The sequence below is a fragment of the Njordella calcicola genome (genome assembly GCF_056494125.1).
Window position 1 is genome coordinate 454,990 of the sequence record NZ_CM151396.1, and the last position, 16,235, is coordinate 471,224.

Consider the following 16,235-nt stretch of genomic DNA (forward strand, 5'->3'; position numbering starts at 1 on the left):
TGTTACTGCCATTCAGGACGCTTTTCTAAGACTGACTTTAGCTGAGCCCGAGCGCGATTCAACCGTGAGCGGACGGTTCCAATCGGCATATTCAAGATGTCCGCAATATCTTCGTAGCTCATCGATTGGATGTCCCGAAGTACCAGAATCGCTCGATGATCATCGCTCAACTGGCTGATCGCCGCTTGAACCGACAGGATGTGTTCGGTCTGAATCATACGATTTTCGGCACCTTCCAGCGGGGACACCGGTTCGCTGCCCAACGCTTCACGCGTTTGGTCCAGCGAGCGAACAGGCCGCCGTCGGCGGTGCTTGGAGAGTGCGAAATTGAAGGAAATGCGGTAAATCCAAGTGTAAAAGCGGCTGTTTCGCTGGAAGGTGTCCAATTTCAAGTACGCTTGAATGAACGCTTCTTGGACGACGTCTTCAGCGTCCTCGGTCGATCCCGTAACATGGATCATGGCATTGAATAACCGCCCCTGGTAGCGTTCTACCAGGGCTTCAAAGGCGGTCGATTCCCCTCGCAGAGCGGCATCGACCAGTTCAGCTTCCTCTCGATTATCCGCTTGCAAACCTACCCGCCTCGCCGCATTTTCGCTGTTCCGCCTTCGAGCAACGCTCGCTTCCATTTTACTAGCACTCGCTGATCTTCAACAACGGCTAGCACAATTATCTCGATTCCGAACGCAAACTTGTTCGCTCCATTGGGGCCATACTGCACAGTTTGCGGGTATTCGTTACAATCCAACGTCTTTTACGTACCAAACCAATTTGTCTAGTTCTGACACAAAATTATGAGTCGCGGAAAAACTTTCGATACGGTAGTTCAAACGGTCGGCAGCACGCCGATGATCCAAATCAATCGTCTGGTCCCCAAGGAACATGCGACGGTGTTCGCCAAGTGCGAGTTCTTTAACCCTCTCAAGAGCGTAAAAGATCGTATAGGAATGGCGATGATCGAGGATGCTGAAAAGTCGGGCAAACTGAAGAAAGATACGCACATCATCGAGCCAACCAGCGGGAACACTGGGATTGCTTTGGCGTTTGTTTGTGCAGCCAAAGGCTACAAGCTAACTCTGACGATGCCGGAATCGATGTCGGTGGAACGTCGCGCGTTGCTGCGAGCTTTGGGTGCGAACTTGGTTTTGACACCCGCAGCAGATGGAATGAAAGGCGCTATCGCACGCGCCACAGAGATGACGGGCGCCGACCCAATCGCTTGGATGCCTCAGCAGTTTGAAAACCCCGCGAACCCGGCGGTTCATGAACGAACGACCGGCCCCGAGATTTGGGAAGACACCGCTGGCAACATCGACGCCATCGTCGCAGGCGTGGGAACCGGCGGAACGATTACGGGCGTTGCACGTTATATCAAAGCACGCAACCCGAACTTCAAAGCGATCGCCGTGGAGCCGAAGCATTCGCCCGTGATCAGCGGTGGTCAACCTGGCAAGCACCGAATCCAAGGCATCGGAGCGGGCTTTATTCCTAAGAACCTGGACACTTCGCTGGTCGACGATGTGATTCAAGTCGACGATGAGACCGCTTTTGAATGGGGCCGACGGTTGGCTCGCGAAGAAGGCATCATGGCAGGGATCTCCAGCGGCGCGAACATGTGGGCTGCGGCTCAGATTGCCGCTAGGCCTGAGTTCAAAGGCAAGCGGATTGTTACGATCATGTGCTCGTTGGGCGAGCGATATCTGTCAACTCCGCTTTTCGCTGATTTGGGTGGCTAGGCTGAAGTAGCTCAGTGGCTCCGTCAGTAGCTCAGTGGCTCCGTCCACTGAGCACGGCTCTGCGGGCGGAGCCGCAGAGCTACGGATACACCTCCGCGGGCGGAGCCGCAGAGCTACGGCTACGGCTCTGCGGGCGGAGCCGCAGAGGCACGGAGAAGATCTCTGCGGGCGGAGCCGCAGAGGCACGACTGACTGCTCACTCCATCTTCAAACTCTTGATCAAGAACGCATACGTGTCGGCGGTCTGCTCAATCAGCTTGGTCGTCGAAGTGCCCGCTCCGTGACCGGCCGACGTTTCAATGCGGATCAACACCGGTGCGGTCCCAGCGTGAGCTTGCTGCAACCGGGCCGCAAACTTGAAACTGTGGCCGGGTACCACCCGATCGTCATGATCGGCGGTCGTCACCAGCGTCGCGGGATACGAAACACCATACTTCAGGTTGTGATAAGGCGAATAAGCGAGCAGGGCAGGGAACTGCTCGGCATTATCGCTGCTTCCATACTCGCTGGTCCAAGCCCAACCAATCGTGAACTTGTGAAATCGCAACATGTCCATCACGCCGACTCCCGGCAACGCAGCCGCAAATAGTTCTGGGCGTTGAACCATCGTCGCGCCGACTAACAAGCCGCCGTTGCTGCGGCCCGAGATCGCAAGCTGCTGGCTAGTTGTCTTCTTTTCACGGATCAAGTATTCCGCAGCGGCGATGAAGTCATCAAAGACATTTTGCTTTTTGTCAAACATGCCCGCCTCATGCCAATCGCGACCATACTCGCCGCCACCCCTCAGATTCGGTACGGCAAACAAACCACCCATTTCTAGCCATACCAAATTCGCCGGCGAATAACGCGGTACGACCGAAATGTTAAATCCACCGTAAGCGTAAAGGATCGTTGGCATTGGGCCATTGAGATCAGCTCCCTTTTTATAGGACAAGATCATCGGAACCTTTGTGCCGTCTTTGCTCTCGTAAAAAACGCGAGTCGTCGCGTAGTCGTCAACATTGAAGTCAACTTTGGTTTCTTTCCAAACGCTCGTGTCCTGCGACTGAAGATTCAAACGATAGATGGTTGGCGGAGTGATGTAATTGGTAAAGCTATAATAGGTTTCGTCGTGTTCCCGTTTCGTCGCAAACCCTGTCACACTTCCCAAGCCCGGTAACTCAATTCGGCCTAGCGATTGCCCGCTCAGCGAGAATCGCTCGACTTCACTAGTCGCGTCGACCAAATAATTCACAAAGATTTGGTCTTGAAGCAGTGCCGCATTTTCAATGGTCGCATCCCGCTGTGCAACAATGGTTCTGGCGGACTGATTCTTCAGTGCATCGGCTTGTACCTCACAATCGATTGCAATGATTTGACGAGTCGCGGCATCCTTGTCAGTTAGAAACAAGATGCTTTGCTTGGAAGCGTCTGAGGTCGAAACCTGGTTGCCTAGATACTGATAGGATGCGTCGAATTCGCCGATCAGTGGTAGGGGATTCTTGGTCGCCGCGGTGACTTGTCCATCGGGCAGCGGAGCAACATAGATCAGATTGCGGTCCTCGGTTCCGCGCCAAACACTGATGATCAACAATTGGCCGTCATCGCTAACGCTGGCAGAAAACCCCCATTCCTTTTGGTCGGCCCGCTGGTAGATCAATTGATCTTCGCTTTGTGGTGCCCCCAAGCGATGGAAGTAAAGCTTTTGATAATAGTTGATGCCACTAAACTGCTCGTCTTGTTTGGGTTGGTCGTATCGCGAGTAGAAAAATCCGGTGCCATCTTTGGTCCATGACGCGCTGGAGAATTTGACCCATTCGACTTTGTCGTCGAGATCTTTTCCGGATTCGACATCGCGGATCATCCACGTGTTCCAATCGCTGCCAGCGCTTGCCAAACTGTAGGCGACATATTTGCCGTCGCCGCGGACTTGCCAATCCGTGAGCGCCACCGTGCCATCGGCGGCCAGCGAGTTGGGGTCCAGGAGCACGCGTCTATCCGATCCGTCAGCCTCTTTGGCGACGTACAGGACACTTTGGTTTTGTAGCCCGTCGTTGTAAGTAAAAAAGTAGTTGTCGCCGAACTTATCGGGCAATCCGAAACGTTCGTAGTTCCAGATTTCGGTCAATCGTTGCTTGAGCGATTCTCGCTCGGGGATTTGTTCGAGGAAGCTGAACGTGGCTTTGTTTTGAGCGGCAACCCAGGCTGCGGTTTCTGGGGCTTCGGTGTCTTCTAGCCAGCGAAAGGGGTCAGCGACTTTAGTTCCGTGATAGTCGTCGATTTGTTCGACTGTTTTGGTTTTGGGTACAGGCACGGAATTTTGTTGGATCATTTCAGGTTCGTTGCTGAAGGCCAAGTGATTGGAAATGGATGCGCAAGAAACAAGAACGGCCAGAATCGAATTACGCAAGTCAGACATTCTCGCAAGCTTTCTATGGAGGTGATTAACGGTACTTCAACATAGTAACGCATTGTGAAGCACAGCGAAACGCTCGGCCGTCGCGGATGATGCTGGGACGCGACTACGTTTGACCGCGCGGCGATCGCCCCCCGTTCAGCCTCCGGACACGCGGCCCGTTGGGCACGCGGTTAAACGAAATAAGACGACGTCCAGAAGCTTAAACGTCTAGAAGCTCGTTAAGGCGTCGACTACTTCAGCGTCACGGTGCCGAAGTTCTTGGTATCAAGATACGAGTCGTTCTCGTCGTGATGCCATTTAGTAACAGCACCACGAGATCCTGTGCCTGGATCGTCGTTGACTTGCAGTTCAATGCCCAATTTGGAGCCTGGCTCGCATTTCGCATGCTTGAGCTTGACGGACATTTCGATCAGGTATCCCCCTTCGACTTCTTTGGCAACGGCTTTAACGTTATCGGCCGAGTAACCTGCGCCGTCGCCAGAGATCTTGCCTTTGTAGGATACGCGGTACTGAGCGTCATCTTCTTGGTATGCCCCCGCCTTTTGATTTAGTTCGTCAACGAACAGTTCAATCGAATCTTGTTCGTACTCATTAAAAGAGCTGTCAGACAATTTAGGATCGGTCACTTGAAACAACGCGTATAAATGGCCTTCGTCCCACATCAGCTTGACTTTCGCTGTTGCCATTTTTTCTTCGCTGATGGACGTTTCTGAACGAGCTGGTTTTTTTACGCTTAACTCTGGCACATCCTTCCAGGCGTCCTCGATTTCACCATCCACTTCGATGGTGCCTTTTATTGCAACAGCATCGTCTGCAGATTCAGGTTTGGATTCTTCTTGAGCAAAACTCAAGGACGCGGTGGTCAATACAGCTAAGGCAAATGAGAACGAACGGAGTGAGAATCGCATGGTAGCCTCTTGAGAATAGGTGAAAGATTGAGCAACAGTGCTCGGCTCACAATTGTCTAGCGGCCAGTGCGCAAAAGCAACAGGGGGTCTGTAGTGAGGGGATTTCTTATGGAATCTGTCTTTTCGCTGCCATCGCGCGGTGGCGAAGCGTGGAGGCACCGGAGAGATCGTAGACATCATCAAAACCGCTTTGCATCAAGATTCTAGCAGCGACATAGCTGCGTAAGCCGGATGCACAGGAGGTCACGGTGGGTTTCGATCTATCTAGCTCATCCAGTCGATCGCGCAGTTCATCGAGAGGTATTTTGATGGCATGGGCGGCTTCCGCCAAAGGTGACTTGGCTGTCTCCGCTGGCGTGCGAACGTCAACGACTTGGTAAGCGGACAGGTCCACATCAGGATCGAGGAACCTGACAAAACCATCCAATTCATTGCAAGCTGCAAACGCGGCCATATGGATGGGGTCTTTGGCGCTGCCAAACGGCGGCGCATAGGCTAAATCGAGTTCGGTTAGGTCGCGGACGGTGGCTCCAAATCGCATTGCTGTGGCAATCACGTCCATCCGTTTGTCGATTCCCTCGCCGCCGACTGCCTGAGCGCCCAGTACTTTGCCGTCAACCGGCGAATAGATCAGCTTGAGCGTCATCGACTGAGCGCCGGGATAGTAACCAGCATGATGGTTAGCGATCACAATTGTGCTACGCGCTTCAACACCCAGGCGTGCGGCCAGCTTGCGAGTTAGCCCGGTCATGGCGGCTGTGGTGCCAAAGACGCGGACAATGGAAGTGCCAAAGACATCGCCCATGGAGCTCGCTTTTCCAGTCGCCGCGTGCTCGCCAGCGATTCGGCCGGCGCGGTTGGCGGGGCCAGCCAAGGCGATTCGCATGGCCTGCTGAGTAGGACCATACACGTACTCGGCGGCATCTCCGACCGCATAGATGTCGGGATCCGATGACTGCATCAAGCGGTTGACGGTGACGCCGCCGGTCTGGCCAAGCTCAAGTTTCGCGTCGATCGCTAACTTTGTGTTGGGACGCACTCCAATTCCTAGGATGAAAAGCTCAGCAGCGAGCACTCGCCCGCTCTTAAGATTCGCGGCATGAGCTAGCTTGTTTTGTACTGAAAAGCTCTCAACCGCATCTCCGACGTGGACAGCGACGCCTTTATCGGTGAGTGCTTGTTGGATCGGATAGGCCATTTCGGGGTCTAACAGCGGAAGAACTTGCGGCATCAGTTCCACCAAAGTGACTTCGATACCTAGTCCAGCAAGCTGTTCTACCATTTCCAAGCCGATGTAGCCTGCGCCGATCACGACTGCTTTTTTCGGGTGGTGCTGGTCCACAAAGGATTTGATGCGATCGGTATCTTCCAAGTTACGCAGCGTCAGGACATTGCCAGCGTCAATGCCAGCGATCGGCGGAACCAAGGGACTGGCTCCCGGGGCAAGGATCAATTTATCGTAAGGTTGAGTGTACTTTTCGCCGGTTGCGTGGTTAAGGACTTCGACCGTTTTTTTGACGCGATCGATAGCGGCGACTTCTTGTCGAACGCGGACATCAAGCCTGAATCTGCGGCTAAGAAATTCAGGCGTGGCGACCAGCAGTTTTTCTCGCTGCTGGATTTCGCCGCCGATGTAATAGGGGAGGCCACAATTGGCGAAAGATACGTGGGGGTCTTTTTCGAACAGAATGATCTCAGCGGACTCGTTCATTCGCCTGGCGCGGGTCGCTGCAGAAGCTCCACCAGCCACACCACCTACGATGACAATTTTTAGTTCACTCACGTCTTACATCCAGCCTTTTACATTCTTGAAAGTCGAAGCCGTTCGCAATCGAATGCGATTCGTTCCATGGCTTCGCAGGGAAATCCAGCGTGCAGGTAGTTGGCCGACACGCTTTGAGTGGAATTGTGCAGATTTTAACGTTGTCGGCGAGCATGGCCATGGCGTGTGCTGGACCGTCACTCTCCAGCGTGCGAGGAGCGGGGCAGTTTCTCTAGAAAACGCGTATGCCTGGGCCGACAGTCCAGCGAGTTGATGCCGAGAACGGGGACTTGGGCTGTTAAGTCGTTCGGATTATGCGGTTTGTTCGAAGCGAGAGCTGACGAATTTCGAACTTGCGCTCAGATTGACTGGATATCGCTTTGATTTTTAGGTGCGTCCTCAATAAATTCGAACTGTTGACAAAAAGAAGTCGATCCCCCGCCATCTGGTGAGCAAGCGCAGATGTTCGTCGCGGATTGAGCTTCCTTTTGTTCCAACACGTGTTTCGGTCGGCTGGTCAAAGCCGCCGAGCTTGGCGTTTGATCTTGTTTTCCTTACCTTCGGGCCAGGATGAATACGAATAATCCAATTACAGACGAAGTCGATCAACTGTTGCTTAACGCTCAACTGCGTACAGAGTTGGAGCCATTTCTTGATGAAGCGACAGATTTGTTAGCGATGCAACGCGTACCGCTGGCGATCGAAAATGATTTCTTGGCGTCGATGCTGGCGTGGGAACGCGCTCCGGCGTTGCCCATTAGCCGCTGGTTTACTCCAGAGTTGTTGTTGCCTAATCCCGATTCTTTGTCCCCGCAGGCATTACATCGTCTGTTGTGGGAAACGATTCATCGGTTGCATGCGCAGCGAATTGTGCTGGAATTTACCGACCACTTGAGCGATCGCGAACTGTACTGCGTGATTGCTCGAGATATTTTGCCTAGTTATGAAAAGAAGATCGAAGAGCCGCGCAACTACCTGCATTGGCATTGTTTGGATGAAAGCGAAAGCGAACTGTGGCTGACCTATTACGCCACGGAAGAAGAGCGTCGGGCTTGGTTGATGTCCAATGATGGGGGATTGCCCGAGCGAAAGCCGTTGCCATACCCACGTAAGATGCCCAGCCGTCCGCAAGGCATGTAAAAAAGGCCGTTGGTCTACGCTCTAGGATGATACAACTTGTGGACTTTCTTTAACCGCGAGTTGTCGACTTGGGTATAGATTTGCGTAGTTTGGATACTCGCATGTCCCAGCATTTCTTGAATGATCCGCAGGTCTGCTCCATTCTTTAGCAGATGCGTCGCGAATGAATGACGCATCGTGTGCGGCGAGATCTCGATGCTGATGTCGGCTCGCAAAGCATGTCGTTTGATCAGTTCCCAAATGGCTTCGCGTCGCAGTCGTCGTCCGCTGCGAGATAGAATCAGCCAAGGTAGGACGGCATAGTCGCGACCTCTCGCAAGTTTTGGCCGCAAGATTTCCATGTACTCTTGGATGGCTTCGATCGCACTACGCCCCAGCGGGATCATCCGTTGCTTGCGGCCTTTCCCTTCGGCCATGCAGTAACCATCCTTCAGATGCAGGTTTGCGATGAGCATGTCGCTGACTTCCGACACACGGCAACCGGTGGCGTACATCAATTCCAACAGGGCACGGTCTCGCAAGAACAGAGGGTCGTATCGTGAAGGCGACTTTAGGAATCGGTCGACTTCTGCGGTCGTTAGTACGCGAGGGACGCGTTGCCACATTTTGGGCAACGTCAACAACTCGGCTGGATTATCGACCAAAATCGATTCTAGTTGCAGGTACTTGTAGAACATCCGCACAGCCACCACGTGTCGGGCGATACTGGCGGAAGCCAACTCCAGCGACTTTAAATAGGACAGGAAGTCCATTAGGCCGCTAATGTCTAGTTCCGCGGGGTTGCGACCTGCCAGCCAAGTCGCAAAGTGTTCCAAATCGCGGCCGTAGGCGGCGATTGTATTGTCGGCCAGATGGCATTCGCTGCGCAGATAGTTTTCGTAGCCGCTGAGCCAAGCGGTCAGCGATGGCTGCGGAGCTTGATACACTTTGGTATCGGTCTGCCGAAGTCTTTTAAGTTTGCTTGCCGCCATCTGCGTCTTGTTGTGCTTAGAGTAAGGTAATGTAAATTGGTAGCCGTTGAGGCTGAAAATTCGAACTTGGTTGTTAGGTAAAGCGAGTCAATGAATATTTTGGTGGTCGGAGGTGCCGGTTATGTTGGATCCCATACGGTGCGGCATTTAATAGAAAATGGCGAAGAGGTTTGGGTCTATGACAATCTTTCCCGCGGCCACGCGGCGTCGGTCCCAGAAGGTCGATTAATCGAAGGAAATCTGACGGATCGTGCCAAGTTAATGCAGGTTATGCGGGATAAAGAGATTGATGCGGTCATGCATTTTGCAGCGTTTGCACTGGTCAATGAGTCGGTGAATCATCCGGCGATGTACTACCAGAACAACGTCGTCGCGACGTTGGAACTGATGGAAGCGATGCGAGCGACCGGCGTTTGGCGATTCGTTTTCTCGAGTACTACTGCGACGTATGGTGATGTGGCCAAAATGCCAATCAAAGAAGACACGTTGCAGCAACCGATCAATCCCTATGGTTTTACGAAATTAGTGATCGAAAAAGCTTTAGAAGACTACTCGATCGCATATGGCTTTGGCGCGGCTTGCCTACGCTACTTTAATGCAGCCGGAGCGATTGACGATGGTTCAATTGGGGAAGACCATGATCCCGAGTCGCATTTGATTCCGATTGTGTTGCAGGTCGCACTCGGGCAACGCCAGCATGTTTCGGTGTTTGGCCGTGATTATCCGACGCCCGATGGTACCTGTATTCGCGACTATATTCATGTCAGCGATTTAGCGACAGCGCATCTGGCAGCCCTGAAGAAACTGGAACCAAGCCAAGTTTTAAAAATGAATCTTGGAACTGGCAAAGGGACCAGCGTGCAAGAGGTGATTGAAGCTTGTCGCAAAATCACTGGGCATCCAATTCCTACTGTCGATGCAGCCCGTCGCGAAGGCGATCCACCGGCTCTTGTGGCGGATTCCAGTTATGCGCAGTCGCTGTTGCAATGGAAGCCACGCTACGACAATATTGACTCGATTGTGAAGACCGCTTGGAACTGGCACAAAAATCATCCACGTGGTTACGGGGACTATGCAACCAGTCATCATTGAACAGCCGTACAAGTTCATTCCGCCTTGGCGGGGGACTTGGTTGCCCTACATCGCGCAGAAGTTTCGCATCATCGACTGGTACTTAAACAAGTACGAGGGCGTGGAAGATCACGAATTGCGAGGCTTGGAGAATCTGAGTGCCTCGATTCGCAGCGGCCACGGAATATTGCTGGCTCCAAACCATTCGCGTTACGCGGACCCATTGGTCATGGGCTTTATTGCGCGGCGGTTGAACACCTATCCATTCTTAATGGCCAGTTGGCACCTCTTTCATCATAGTCGCCTGCAGAGTCTAGCGATGCGAGCGGTCGGCGCCTTCAGTATTTATCGCGAAGGAACCGACCGGCAATCGCTGGATACGGCGATTGACGTATTGGTGGAAGCCAAGCGTCCGTTGGTCATTTTTCCGGAAGGAGCTGTCTTTCGCACCAACGATCGATTGCAGGAGTTGCTGGATGGTGTTGCGTTGATTGCACGATCAGCCGCGAAACGTCGAGCGAAGATTGAGGCAGGAGCTAAAGTCGTCGTGCATCCGATTGCGATTAAGTACGTTCCGAAAGCACCTGTTTCGTCGATGGTCGACGGGGTGCTGCGAGATGTGGAGAAGCGACTCACATGGGAGTTGAAGGCATCCAACGCGACCTCGCTGCTGGCGAGGACAGAACGTGCTATGCATGGCTTGCTATGTCTGAAAGAGATAGAGCACTTCGGCGTCGCTCAGACCGGAAGTTGGGTGGAGCGTCAGCAGCGATTGGTCAATCGACTGCTGGAAGATAGTGAATTGCAATGGTTGGGGCGAACGGGGACCGGCGCCATCATTCCGAGGATCAAAGCGATTCGTAGTCGCATTCTGCCGGAATTGTTAAAGCCCGATGTGACCGAGCAAGAACGACTGGCAATCTGGCATCAGTTGAGCAAGATTTATCTTGCACAGCAGATCTCCTCTTATCCGCATGATTATCTTAGCTCACCGACCACCGAGTCACGTTTGTTGGAAACAGCCGAACGACTGCACGAAGACTTAACAGATCGATCAATTCGAGTGAGGCCCTTGAAGGCGATCATTCAGATAGGGGAAGCAATTGAAGTACCGCCAGAAAAAGTGCGCGGAGATCGCGGTTCGGACGTGATGGTTGAATTGAGCACGCAATTGCAGGCAATGCTGCAAGTGCTATCGAGCGAGTCTCGCGTGTTCAATGAGCAAGATGGTTGACGTTTGTGCGTCGACGTGATTCGATTACTCGTTAAATGCTGAATCGATGGCAGCAGCCGAAGCGTCGAAAGAGCCAGCAGTGGCGTTCGACATGTGCTTTACGGCTCCGACGCAGACAACCACAATCAAAGACAATAGGACGGCATATTCGACGGCGGTCGGGCCTGCTTCGTCGCGTAGCAGTCTGGTAAAGTTATTTGCAAGACGAGTCAACATCTTACGTCCTGTGGATAAATAGTGACAAGAACGGATCAGTGAAGCGTTTGGAATCGCCCAGTTCCTGATAGAAACTCTAGTTCATGTATCGGCATACAGGAGGTCGCTTTCTTTGACGACTTTGATGAATTTCCAAGCTGTTTGTCCGCGTGTCCGTGGTAACCGGTAAGGGTGAATTAAGCGGTAAAGTCATCGCAATTACTACAATTTTCGATTGGGCAGTCGCAAGATGCGAGGCTTCAGTCCATAATGTCCTGGCCGTCTTATCCAAGCCGCCTCCTAGGAATCAAACAGAACACATCCACCTTCATGCTCGGCCCTATTTTTGAACGTGAACTAACTATCCTGCCGCGGCGAGGGAAGCATTACGCTGGGCGAGTGGTCTTTTGCTTGTCATTGTTTGTGCTGCTATGTACCGCTTGGCTATTGATGGCTGGCATTCAGCCGATTCGAGAATTAGGCGATTTTGCGCGATTTGGTTCGTTAGTATTTCAGATCCTGGCTCCTTTGCAGTTGGTTGTGCTTACCTGTGTAGCGGCTTTGGCTGGTGCGATTTCGGTAGCGCATGAGAAAGACCGCAAAACGCTGCTACTGTTGCTGATGACTTCGCTGCGCAACAACGAATTGGTGTTGGGGAAAGCCGGCGGCGGTTTTTTGATCGCGCTCAATCTGTTTTTAGCTGGATTGCCGGTGCTAGCCATGTTGACTTTGCTGGGCGGTGTTTCCACCAGCCAAGTTTTGTTGACCGCTTGGATCACGCTGGCCACGATTTTTGCAGCGACTTCACTGGGGGCGACGGTGGCTTTCTGGCGCGAGAAGACCTTTCAAGCGATTGCGATCACGATCTTGACGATCGTATTGTGGATTGCATTGTGTGAAGCGATCGGAGCGGGTGCTGTGCCTGGTCTTCCCCCCGATTGGGCGGTGATCCTGAATCCGTTTCGCGCAGTTTGGTTGCTCAGCCAACCGATGCCGACAGCCACGCTGTTTGATTCAACAACCAGTGTCGGCTTTCTGAGCGGTTTGTGGATGTTTGCATTTGGGGTTAGTCAACTGGTGATCTCAATTGTCATGTTGCGAGTTTGGAATCCATCGCGTGAAGCACGGCCCCGCATGGAAGAAGAAAGCGAGTCGGATCAAACGGCAAGACTAACGACAGCAGCGTCTGGTGGTACAGAAGAATCCAGCAACCCATCTGCGGGTAAGCAAGTGAAAGCGTGGAAGAGTCGCGAAGCTCGCCGCGTTTGGAATAATCCAGTCCTCTGGCGGGAAGTGCGAACGTGGGCTTACGGTCGCAAGGTGCTGATCATTCGTATGGCTTACTTATTATTAGCCAGTGTGGTCGCGTTGGCATTGTATCGTCTTGCTGCCACCGGCGTATTTCAGGCCCGCAATCAGCTCAATGAAGAATTGATTCCTGTTGCGGCAAAACTGCTAGCTCCCTTTGGCGTCATTTCTTTGGTCATCATCAACGCCCTGGCAGTCAACTCGATTGCCAACGAACGCGATAGTCAAGCGCTTGATCTATTGTTGGTGACGGAGATAACACCGCCAGCTTTTCTGTTTGGCAAGTTGTTTGGTGTGATGTATGTCTGCAAAGAAATGATCCTAGCTCCCATAGCATTATGCATTTATCTTTGGAGTTTAGGGGGGGTGAGCTCGGAGAATTTAGTCTTCACGGTCGGTGGTTTGATCGTGCTTGATTTCTTCGTTGCCATGCTAGGCATACATTGCGGCATCATATACTTCCGATCGCGCACTGCGATTGCGACCAGCCTGGGCACCGTCTTTTTCTTATTCCTGGGGGTGGTGACTTGCATGTTGATTATGATCTCGTTCCAAGGGTCTTTTAGCCGCCAGTTGGCACCCTTTCTGGCGATCATTGTGGGAGGAGGGCTCGGCTTGTACTATGCGTTGGGATCGCGGAATCCGTCGCCAGCGATAACAATTAGCGCTTTTCTGTTGCCTTTTTTGACGTTCTTTTCGTTGACAAGCTTTATACTCCGGAATCAAGAACTAACCGTCTTTAGTGTGATTGTGTCCGTCTATGGCTTTACTACTTTGGCGATGATTATCCCGGCGATTACCGAATTTGATTTTGCATTAGGGCGTACGCCGACAGCCGAAGATGCGGAGGGTTAATCGTTGGACTCGGTTACGTCGGCATCGCAATTGATGGCTTATCACGTCATTGGTTTAGTAACCGCGATGGTGTTTCTCTTGGCAGGATCTGCATTTTTCTCTGCGAGTGAAGCTGCGCTTTTCTCGCTGAACTGGAATCAACAGACGGCAGCAACCAAAAAGAAGCTTGTGGATCGCACGATCTCTCATTTGCTGGGCAAAGCGGACCGTTTACTGTCGACCATTCTCTTTTTCAACTTGACGATCAACGTAGTCTATTTTTCCATTGCGACGATCTTGGCCAATCTGGCGGCTCAGGCGCAGTCGAGTTGGACATTTGCGATTCCGCTGTTGAGCTTGGGTGTGATCATTTTAAGCGGTGAGCTGATTCCCAAAAGTTTAGGTGTGGCGGCACCAATGCGAGTCGCGCGAGCGGTTGCGATCCCGCTCTCGTGGGCAGTCGCCATTGCAAATCCCATCACGCCGATCTTTCAATGGGCCAGCGATTTATCGCGACGAATTATTTGGCCTGGTATGACACCGGAGCAGTATCTAGATGTTACCGACCTTGAGCGAGCTATTGAGTTAAGCGGAAGTGACGCGTCTTTGATCAAGCATGAAAAAGACATGCTCCAAAATACAGTCCAACTTTCGGTCGTGCGTATCGAAGAATGGATGAAACCGCGGTCCTCATTCTTCTGTGTTGAGCTAAACGATCAGCTCGGGCACGAGATCAATGAAAGATTAGGGGAGTCAACCGACGAGAGCCCTGACTACATCTTGGTCAGCAACGAATCGCAGGAGGTCGCCGCTGCGATTCGGTTGGCGGATCTGCCGTACACGCCGGAGCTTGATTGGCGCGAAAACGTACAGCCAGTTTTGATTGTGCCATGGTGCCAGTCGCTGGGCGATGTCTTTACGGCGATGCAAAAATCAGGCAAGTACGTTGCGTTGGTGGTTAACGAGTTCGGTGAATCGATCGGAGTAGCGACGTATGAGGATTTGATTGAGTCGATTTTCTCAACCGAAATTAGCGATGTTCAAGCCTTCTCTCGGCCCGCATTTGATCAGACAGGCAAGCTTCAATGGGAGGTGACTGGCTCAACTAGTTTGCGTCGCATCGAGCGAGCATTGAGCCGAAAGTTGCCTCGAGGTCGTCAGGTGACGGTGGCGGGTGTCTTGCAAAACGAACTGCAAAGGTTGCCGCAGGCTGGCGATATCGTACAGTGGGGGGGATTTGAAATCGAAGTTGTTCGAGTTCCGCGTCGTGGGGAAGTCCTGTTGCGAATGACTCAACTTGAACCGCAAGAGGGAAGCAACCTGTCCTGATCGGAGGCTTTGGCTGTTCACTATGTACGTTGCAATTGTATTCTTTCTGATCGGTTTGTCTGCGAGCGCTTTCTTTAGCGGGACAGAGACTGGTCTATATCGGGTGCCACGCGTTCGCCTGGTCCTGGATGGAATGGAAGGTTCTACGATCGCAAGGTTCCTGCTGTGGTTGACCAATCATCCGGCCGCTTTTGTATCGACTGTGCTGATCGGAAACAACATCGCTAACTACATCGCATCGGCTGGCTTGGTTGGGATCGCATCCGTGTTGCTTGGCGATCCGAACACTTCGCTGGAATTGTTACTGACGCTGTTGGCCACGCCGCTGCTATTCATCTATGGCGAGTTGCTGCCAAAGTCGCTCTTCTACAACGCGCCGTTCCGACTATTGATGCTGAGCGGCTATCCGTTGCTGATTGTCACGCTGCTTTTGTCACCCATCTCTTTCTTGTTGTACTCGTTGAGCGTTTTGGTGCAGCGATTTTCTGGAGAAACGCCGTTTAAAGTATTGCCTGCACTGGCACGTCGAGAGTTAAAGCGGATGTTGCAGGAAAGCCGCGAGATTGGGTTGCTTAATACGGTGCAACGGGATGTTGCGCAAAATATTTTAGCGTACGGAGGAACTTCCATCAGGCAGTATTGTATGCCAGCTCGAGCACTGAAGATTGTGCCATCGGACGTCACGCTCGCGGAACTGCACCATGCAGCCGCCAGGAGTACGTTTCCAATCCTCGCAGTGAAACATCCCAAGCACGATCGTTTGGTTGGTTACTTTCGAATTTCAGATATCATTGTCGCGAAGAAGCAGTTGCCCAAGCTGCGAGCTTTGCTGACGCTTTCCCCGGAAACCAGCCAAGCTGTTGCACTTAGCCAGATGCTGAGCAATCGTTGCGAGTTGGGGCGTGTCATCGACAGCAACGGCAACGTGATGGGCGTTTTGTTGCAACAACGACTGTTGGGGCAAATGCTGCAACAAGATTAGTTGCAGAAAAAGTCGATCTGATTGGCTGGTAATCAGTCGGTCATTGGTCTAGACGCTTTTGCGAGAAGAACTCGCTAGTCGTGCGTGGTCGTTCAGCAGGGGCTGGTTTCGGTTCGGGAAACGGATCGAGGAAAGCGGCAGTTTTGTTCCAAGCGGTCGCTGTTCCCTGCGAGATGGATTTCCAAGTGGATTTAGTTGTTTTGGTTACCGTGTTGGTCGTCGAGGTTACAGGTTTAGTGATCCATGTCGGCGGTGTAAGCAGTTTCATTGGATTCCAGTCCCAACCCTCTGCGTGAGCGACCGAAGGTGCAAACAAACCGGACGATATGACAAGGAATAATGTTGCGATATACTTTTTCATGGTTTA

General features: G+C 52.4%; 14 protein-coding genes. 7 read left to right on the forward strand and 7 right to left on the reverse strand.

Annotated elements, in window-relative coordinates; genetic code table 11:
* Positions 1-2 precede the first annotated feature (2 nt).
* Entirely contained in the window at positions 3-629 is a 627-nt protein-coding gene (locus tag SH302x_RS01670) for an RNA polymerase sigma factor (protein WP_479366828.1), read from the reverse strand.
* A 165-nt stretch (positions 630-794) separates the two neighbouring features.
* Between SH302x_RS01670 and cysK the strand changes: the two genes are divergently transcribed.
* Positions 795-1,736, forward strand: a complete 942-nt coding sequence (cysK, locus tag SH302x_RS01675; RefSeq protein ID WP_479366830.1) for a cysteine synthase A — start codon at positions 795-797, stop codon at positions 1,734-1,736.
* Between the two features lie 196 nt (positions 1,737-1,932).
* On the opposite strand, the gene SH302x_RS01680 is transcribed toward cysK, so the two are convergent.
* From SH302x_RS01680 to SH302x_RS01690, 3 genes are all read right to left on the reverse strand, one after another.
* The gene (locus SH302x_RS01680) at positions 1,933-4,047 is read right to left on the reverse strand and encodes a prolyl oligopeptidase family serine peptidase (RefSeq protein WP_479366831.1); all 2,115 of its coding nucleotides are present in this window, start codon (positions 4,045-4,047) and stop codon (positions 1,933-1,935) included.
* A gap of 317 nt (positions 4,048-4,364) precedes the next feature.
* Entirely contained in the window at positions 4,365-5,042 is a 678-nt protein-coding gene (locus tag SH302x_RS01685) for a sugar-binding protein (RefSeq protein ID WP_479366832.1), read from the reverse strand.
* Positions 5,043-5,148: 106 nt separating this feature from the next.
* Positions 5,149-6,825 (reverse strand): FAD-dependent oxidoreductase, encoded by a 1,677-nt coding sequence (locus tag SH302x_RS01690; RefSeq protein WP_479366833.1) that lies wholly within the window; start codon positions 6,823-6,825, stop codon positions 5,149-5,151.
* A 549-nt stretch (positions 6,826-7,374) separates the two neighbouring features.
* Between SH302x_RS01690 and SH302x_RS01695 the strand changes: the two genes are divergently transcribed.
* On the forward strand, positions 7,375-7,944 hold the full coding sequence (locus SH302x_RS01695; protein WP_479366834.1) for a hypothetical protein: 570 nt from the start codon (positions 7,375-7,377) through the stop codon (positions 7,942-7,944).
* Positions 7,945-7,958: 14 nt separating this feature from the next.
* On the opposite strand, the gene xerD is transcribed toward SH302x_RS01695, so the two are convergent.
* On the reverse strand, positions 7,959-8,915 hold the full coding sequence (gene xerD / locus SH302x_RS01700) for a site-specific tyrosine recombinase XerD (protein WP_479366836.1): 957 nt from the start codon (positions 8,913-8,915) through the stop codon (positions 7,959-7,961).
* Between the two features lie 90 nt (positions 8,916-9,005).
* On the opposite strand from xerD, the gene galE reads away from it, so the two are divergent.
* Together galE and SH302x_RS01710 are read left to right on the forward strand one after the other, a co-directional pair.
* Positions 9,006-10,007 (forward strand): UDP-glucose 4-epimerase GalE, encoded by a 1,002-nt coding sequence (gene galE, locus SH302x_RS01705; RefSeq protein WP_479366837.1) that lies wholly within the window; start codon positions 9,006-9,008, stop codon positions 10,005-10,007.
* Positions 9,988-11,220 (forward strand): 1-acyl-sn-glycerol-3-phosphate acyltransferase, encoded by a 1,233-nt coding sequence (locus SH302x_RS01710; protein ID WP_479366838.1) that lies wholly within the window; start codon positions 9,988-9,990, stop codon positions 11,218-11,220. The genes galE and SH302x_RS01710 overlap by 20 nt, the downstream gene beginning before the upstream one ends.
* 24 nt (positions 11,221-11,244) lie before the next feature.
* Here SH302x_RS01710 and SH302x_RS01715 read toward each other — a convergent pair whose 3' ends face one another.
* Positions 11,245-11,436: a Flp family type IVb pilin gene (locus tag SH302x_RS01715; RefSeq protein ID WP_479366839.1), complete on the reverse strand. Its 192-nt coding sequence runs from the start codon at positions 11,434-11,436 to the stop codon at positions 11,245-11,247.
* Positions 11,437-11,745: 309 nt separating this feature from the next.
* Between SH302x_RS01715 and SH302x_RS01720 the strand changes: the two genes are divergently transcribed.
* From SH302x_RS01720 to SH302x_RS01730, 3 genes are read left to right on the forward strand one after another with little or no spacing between them, the layout of a single operon-like run.
* On the forward strand, positions 11,746-13,578 hold the full coding sequence (locus SH302x_RS01720; RefSeq protein ID WP_479366840.1) for an ABC transporter permease subunit: 1,833 nt from the start codon (positions 11,746-11,748) through the stop codon (positions 13,576-13,578).
* Between the two features lie 3 nt (positions 13,579-13,581).
* Positions 13,582-14,886: a CNNM domain-containing protein gene (locus SH302x_RS01725; protein ID WP_479366841.1), complete on the forward strand. Its 1,305-nt coding sequence runs from the start codon at positions 13,582-13,584 to the stop codon at positions 14,884-14,886.
* A 22-nt stretch (positions 14,887-14,908) separates the two neighbouring features.
* Positions 14,909-15,868: a CNNM domain-containing protein gene (locus SH302x_RS01730; protein ID WP_479366842.1), complete on the forward strand. Its 960-nt coding sequence runs from the start codon at positions 14,909-14,911 to the stop codon at positions 15,866-15,868.
* 40 nt (positions 15,869-15,908) lie between these two features.
* On the opposite strand, the gene SH302x_RS01735 is transcribed toward SH302x_RS01730, so the two are convergent.
* Positions 15,909-16,229 carry a hypothetical protein gene (locus SH302x_RS01735; RefSeq protein ID WP_479366843.1) on the reverse strand — a complete coding sequence of 107 codons (321 nt, stop codon included), beginning with the start codon at positions 16,227-16,229 and terminating at the stop codon, positions 15,909-15,911.
* Positions 16,230-16,235: the final 6 nt, after the last annotated feature.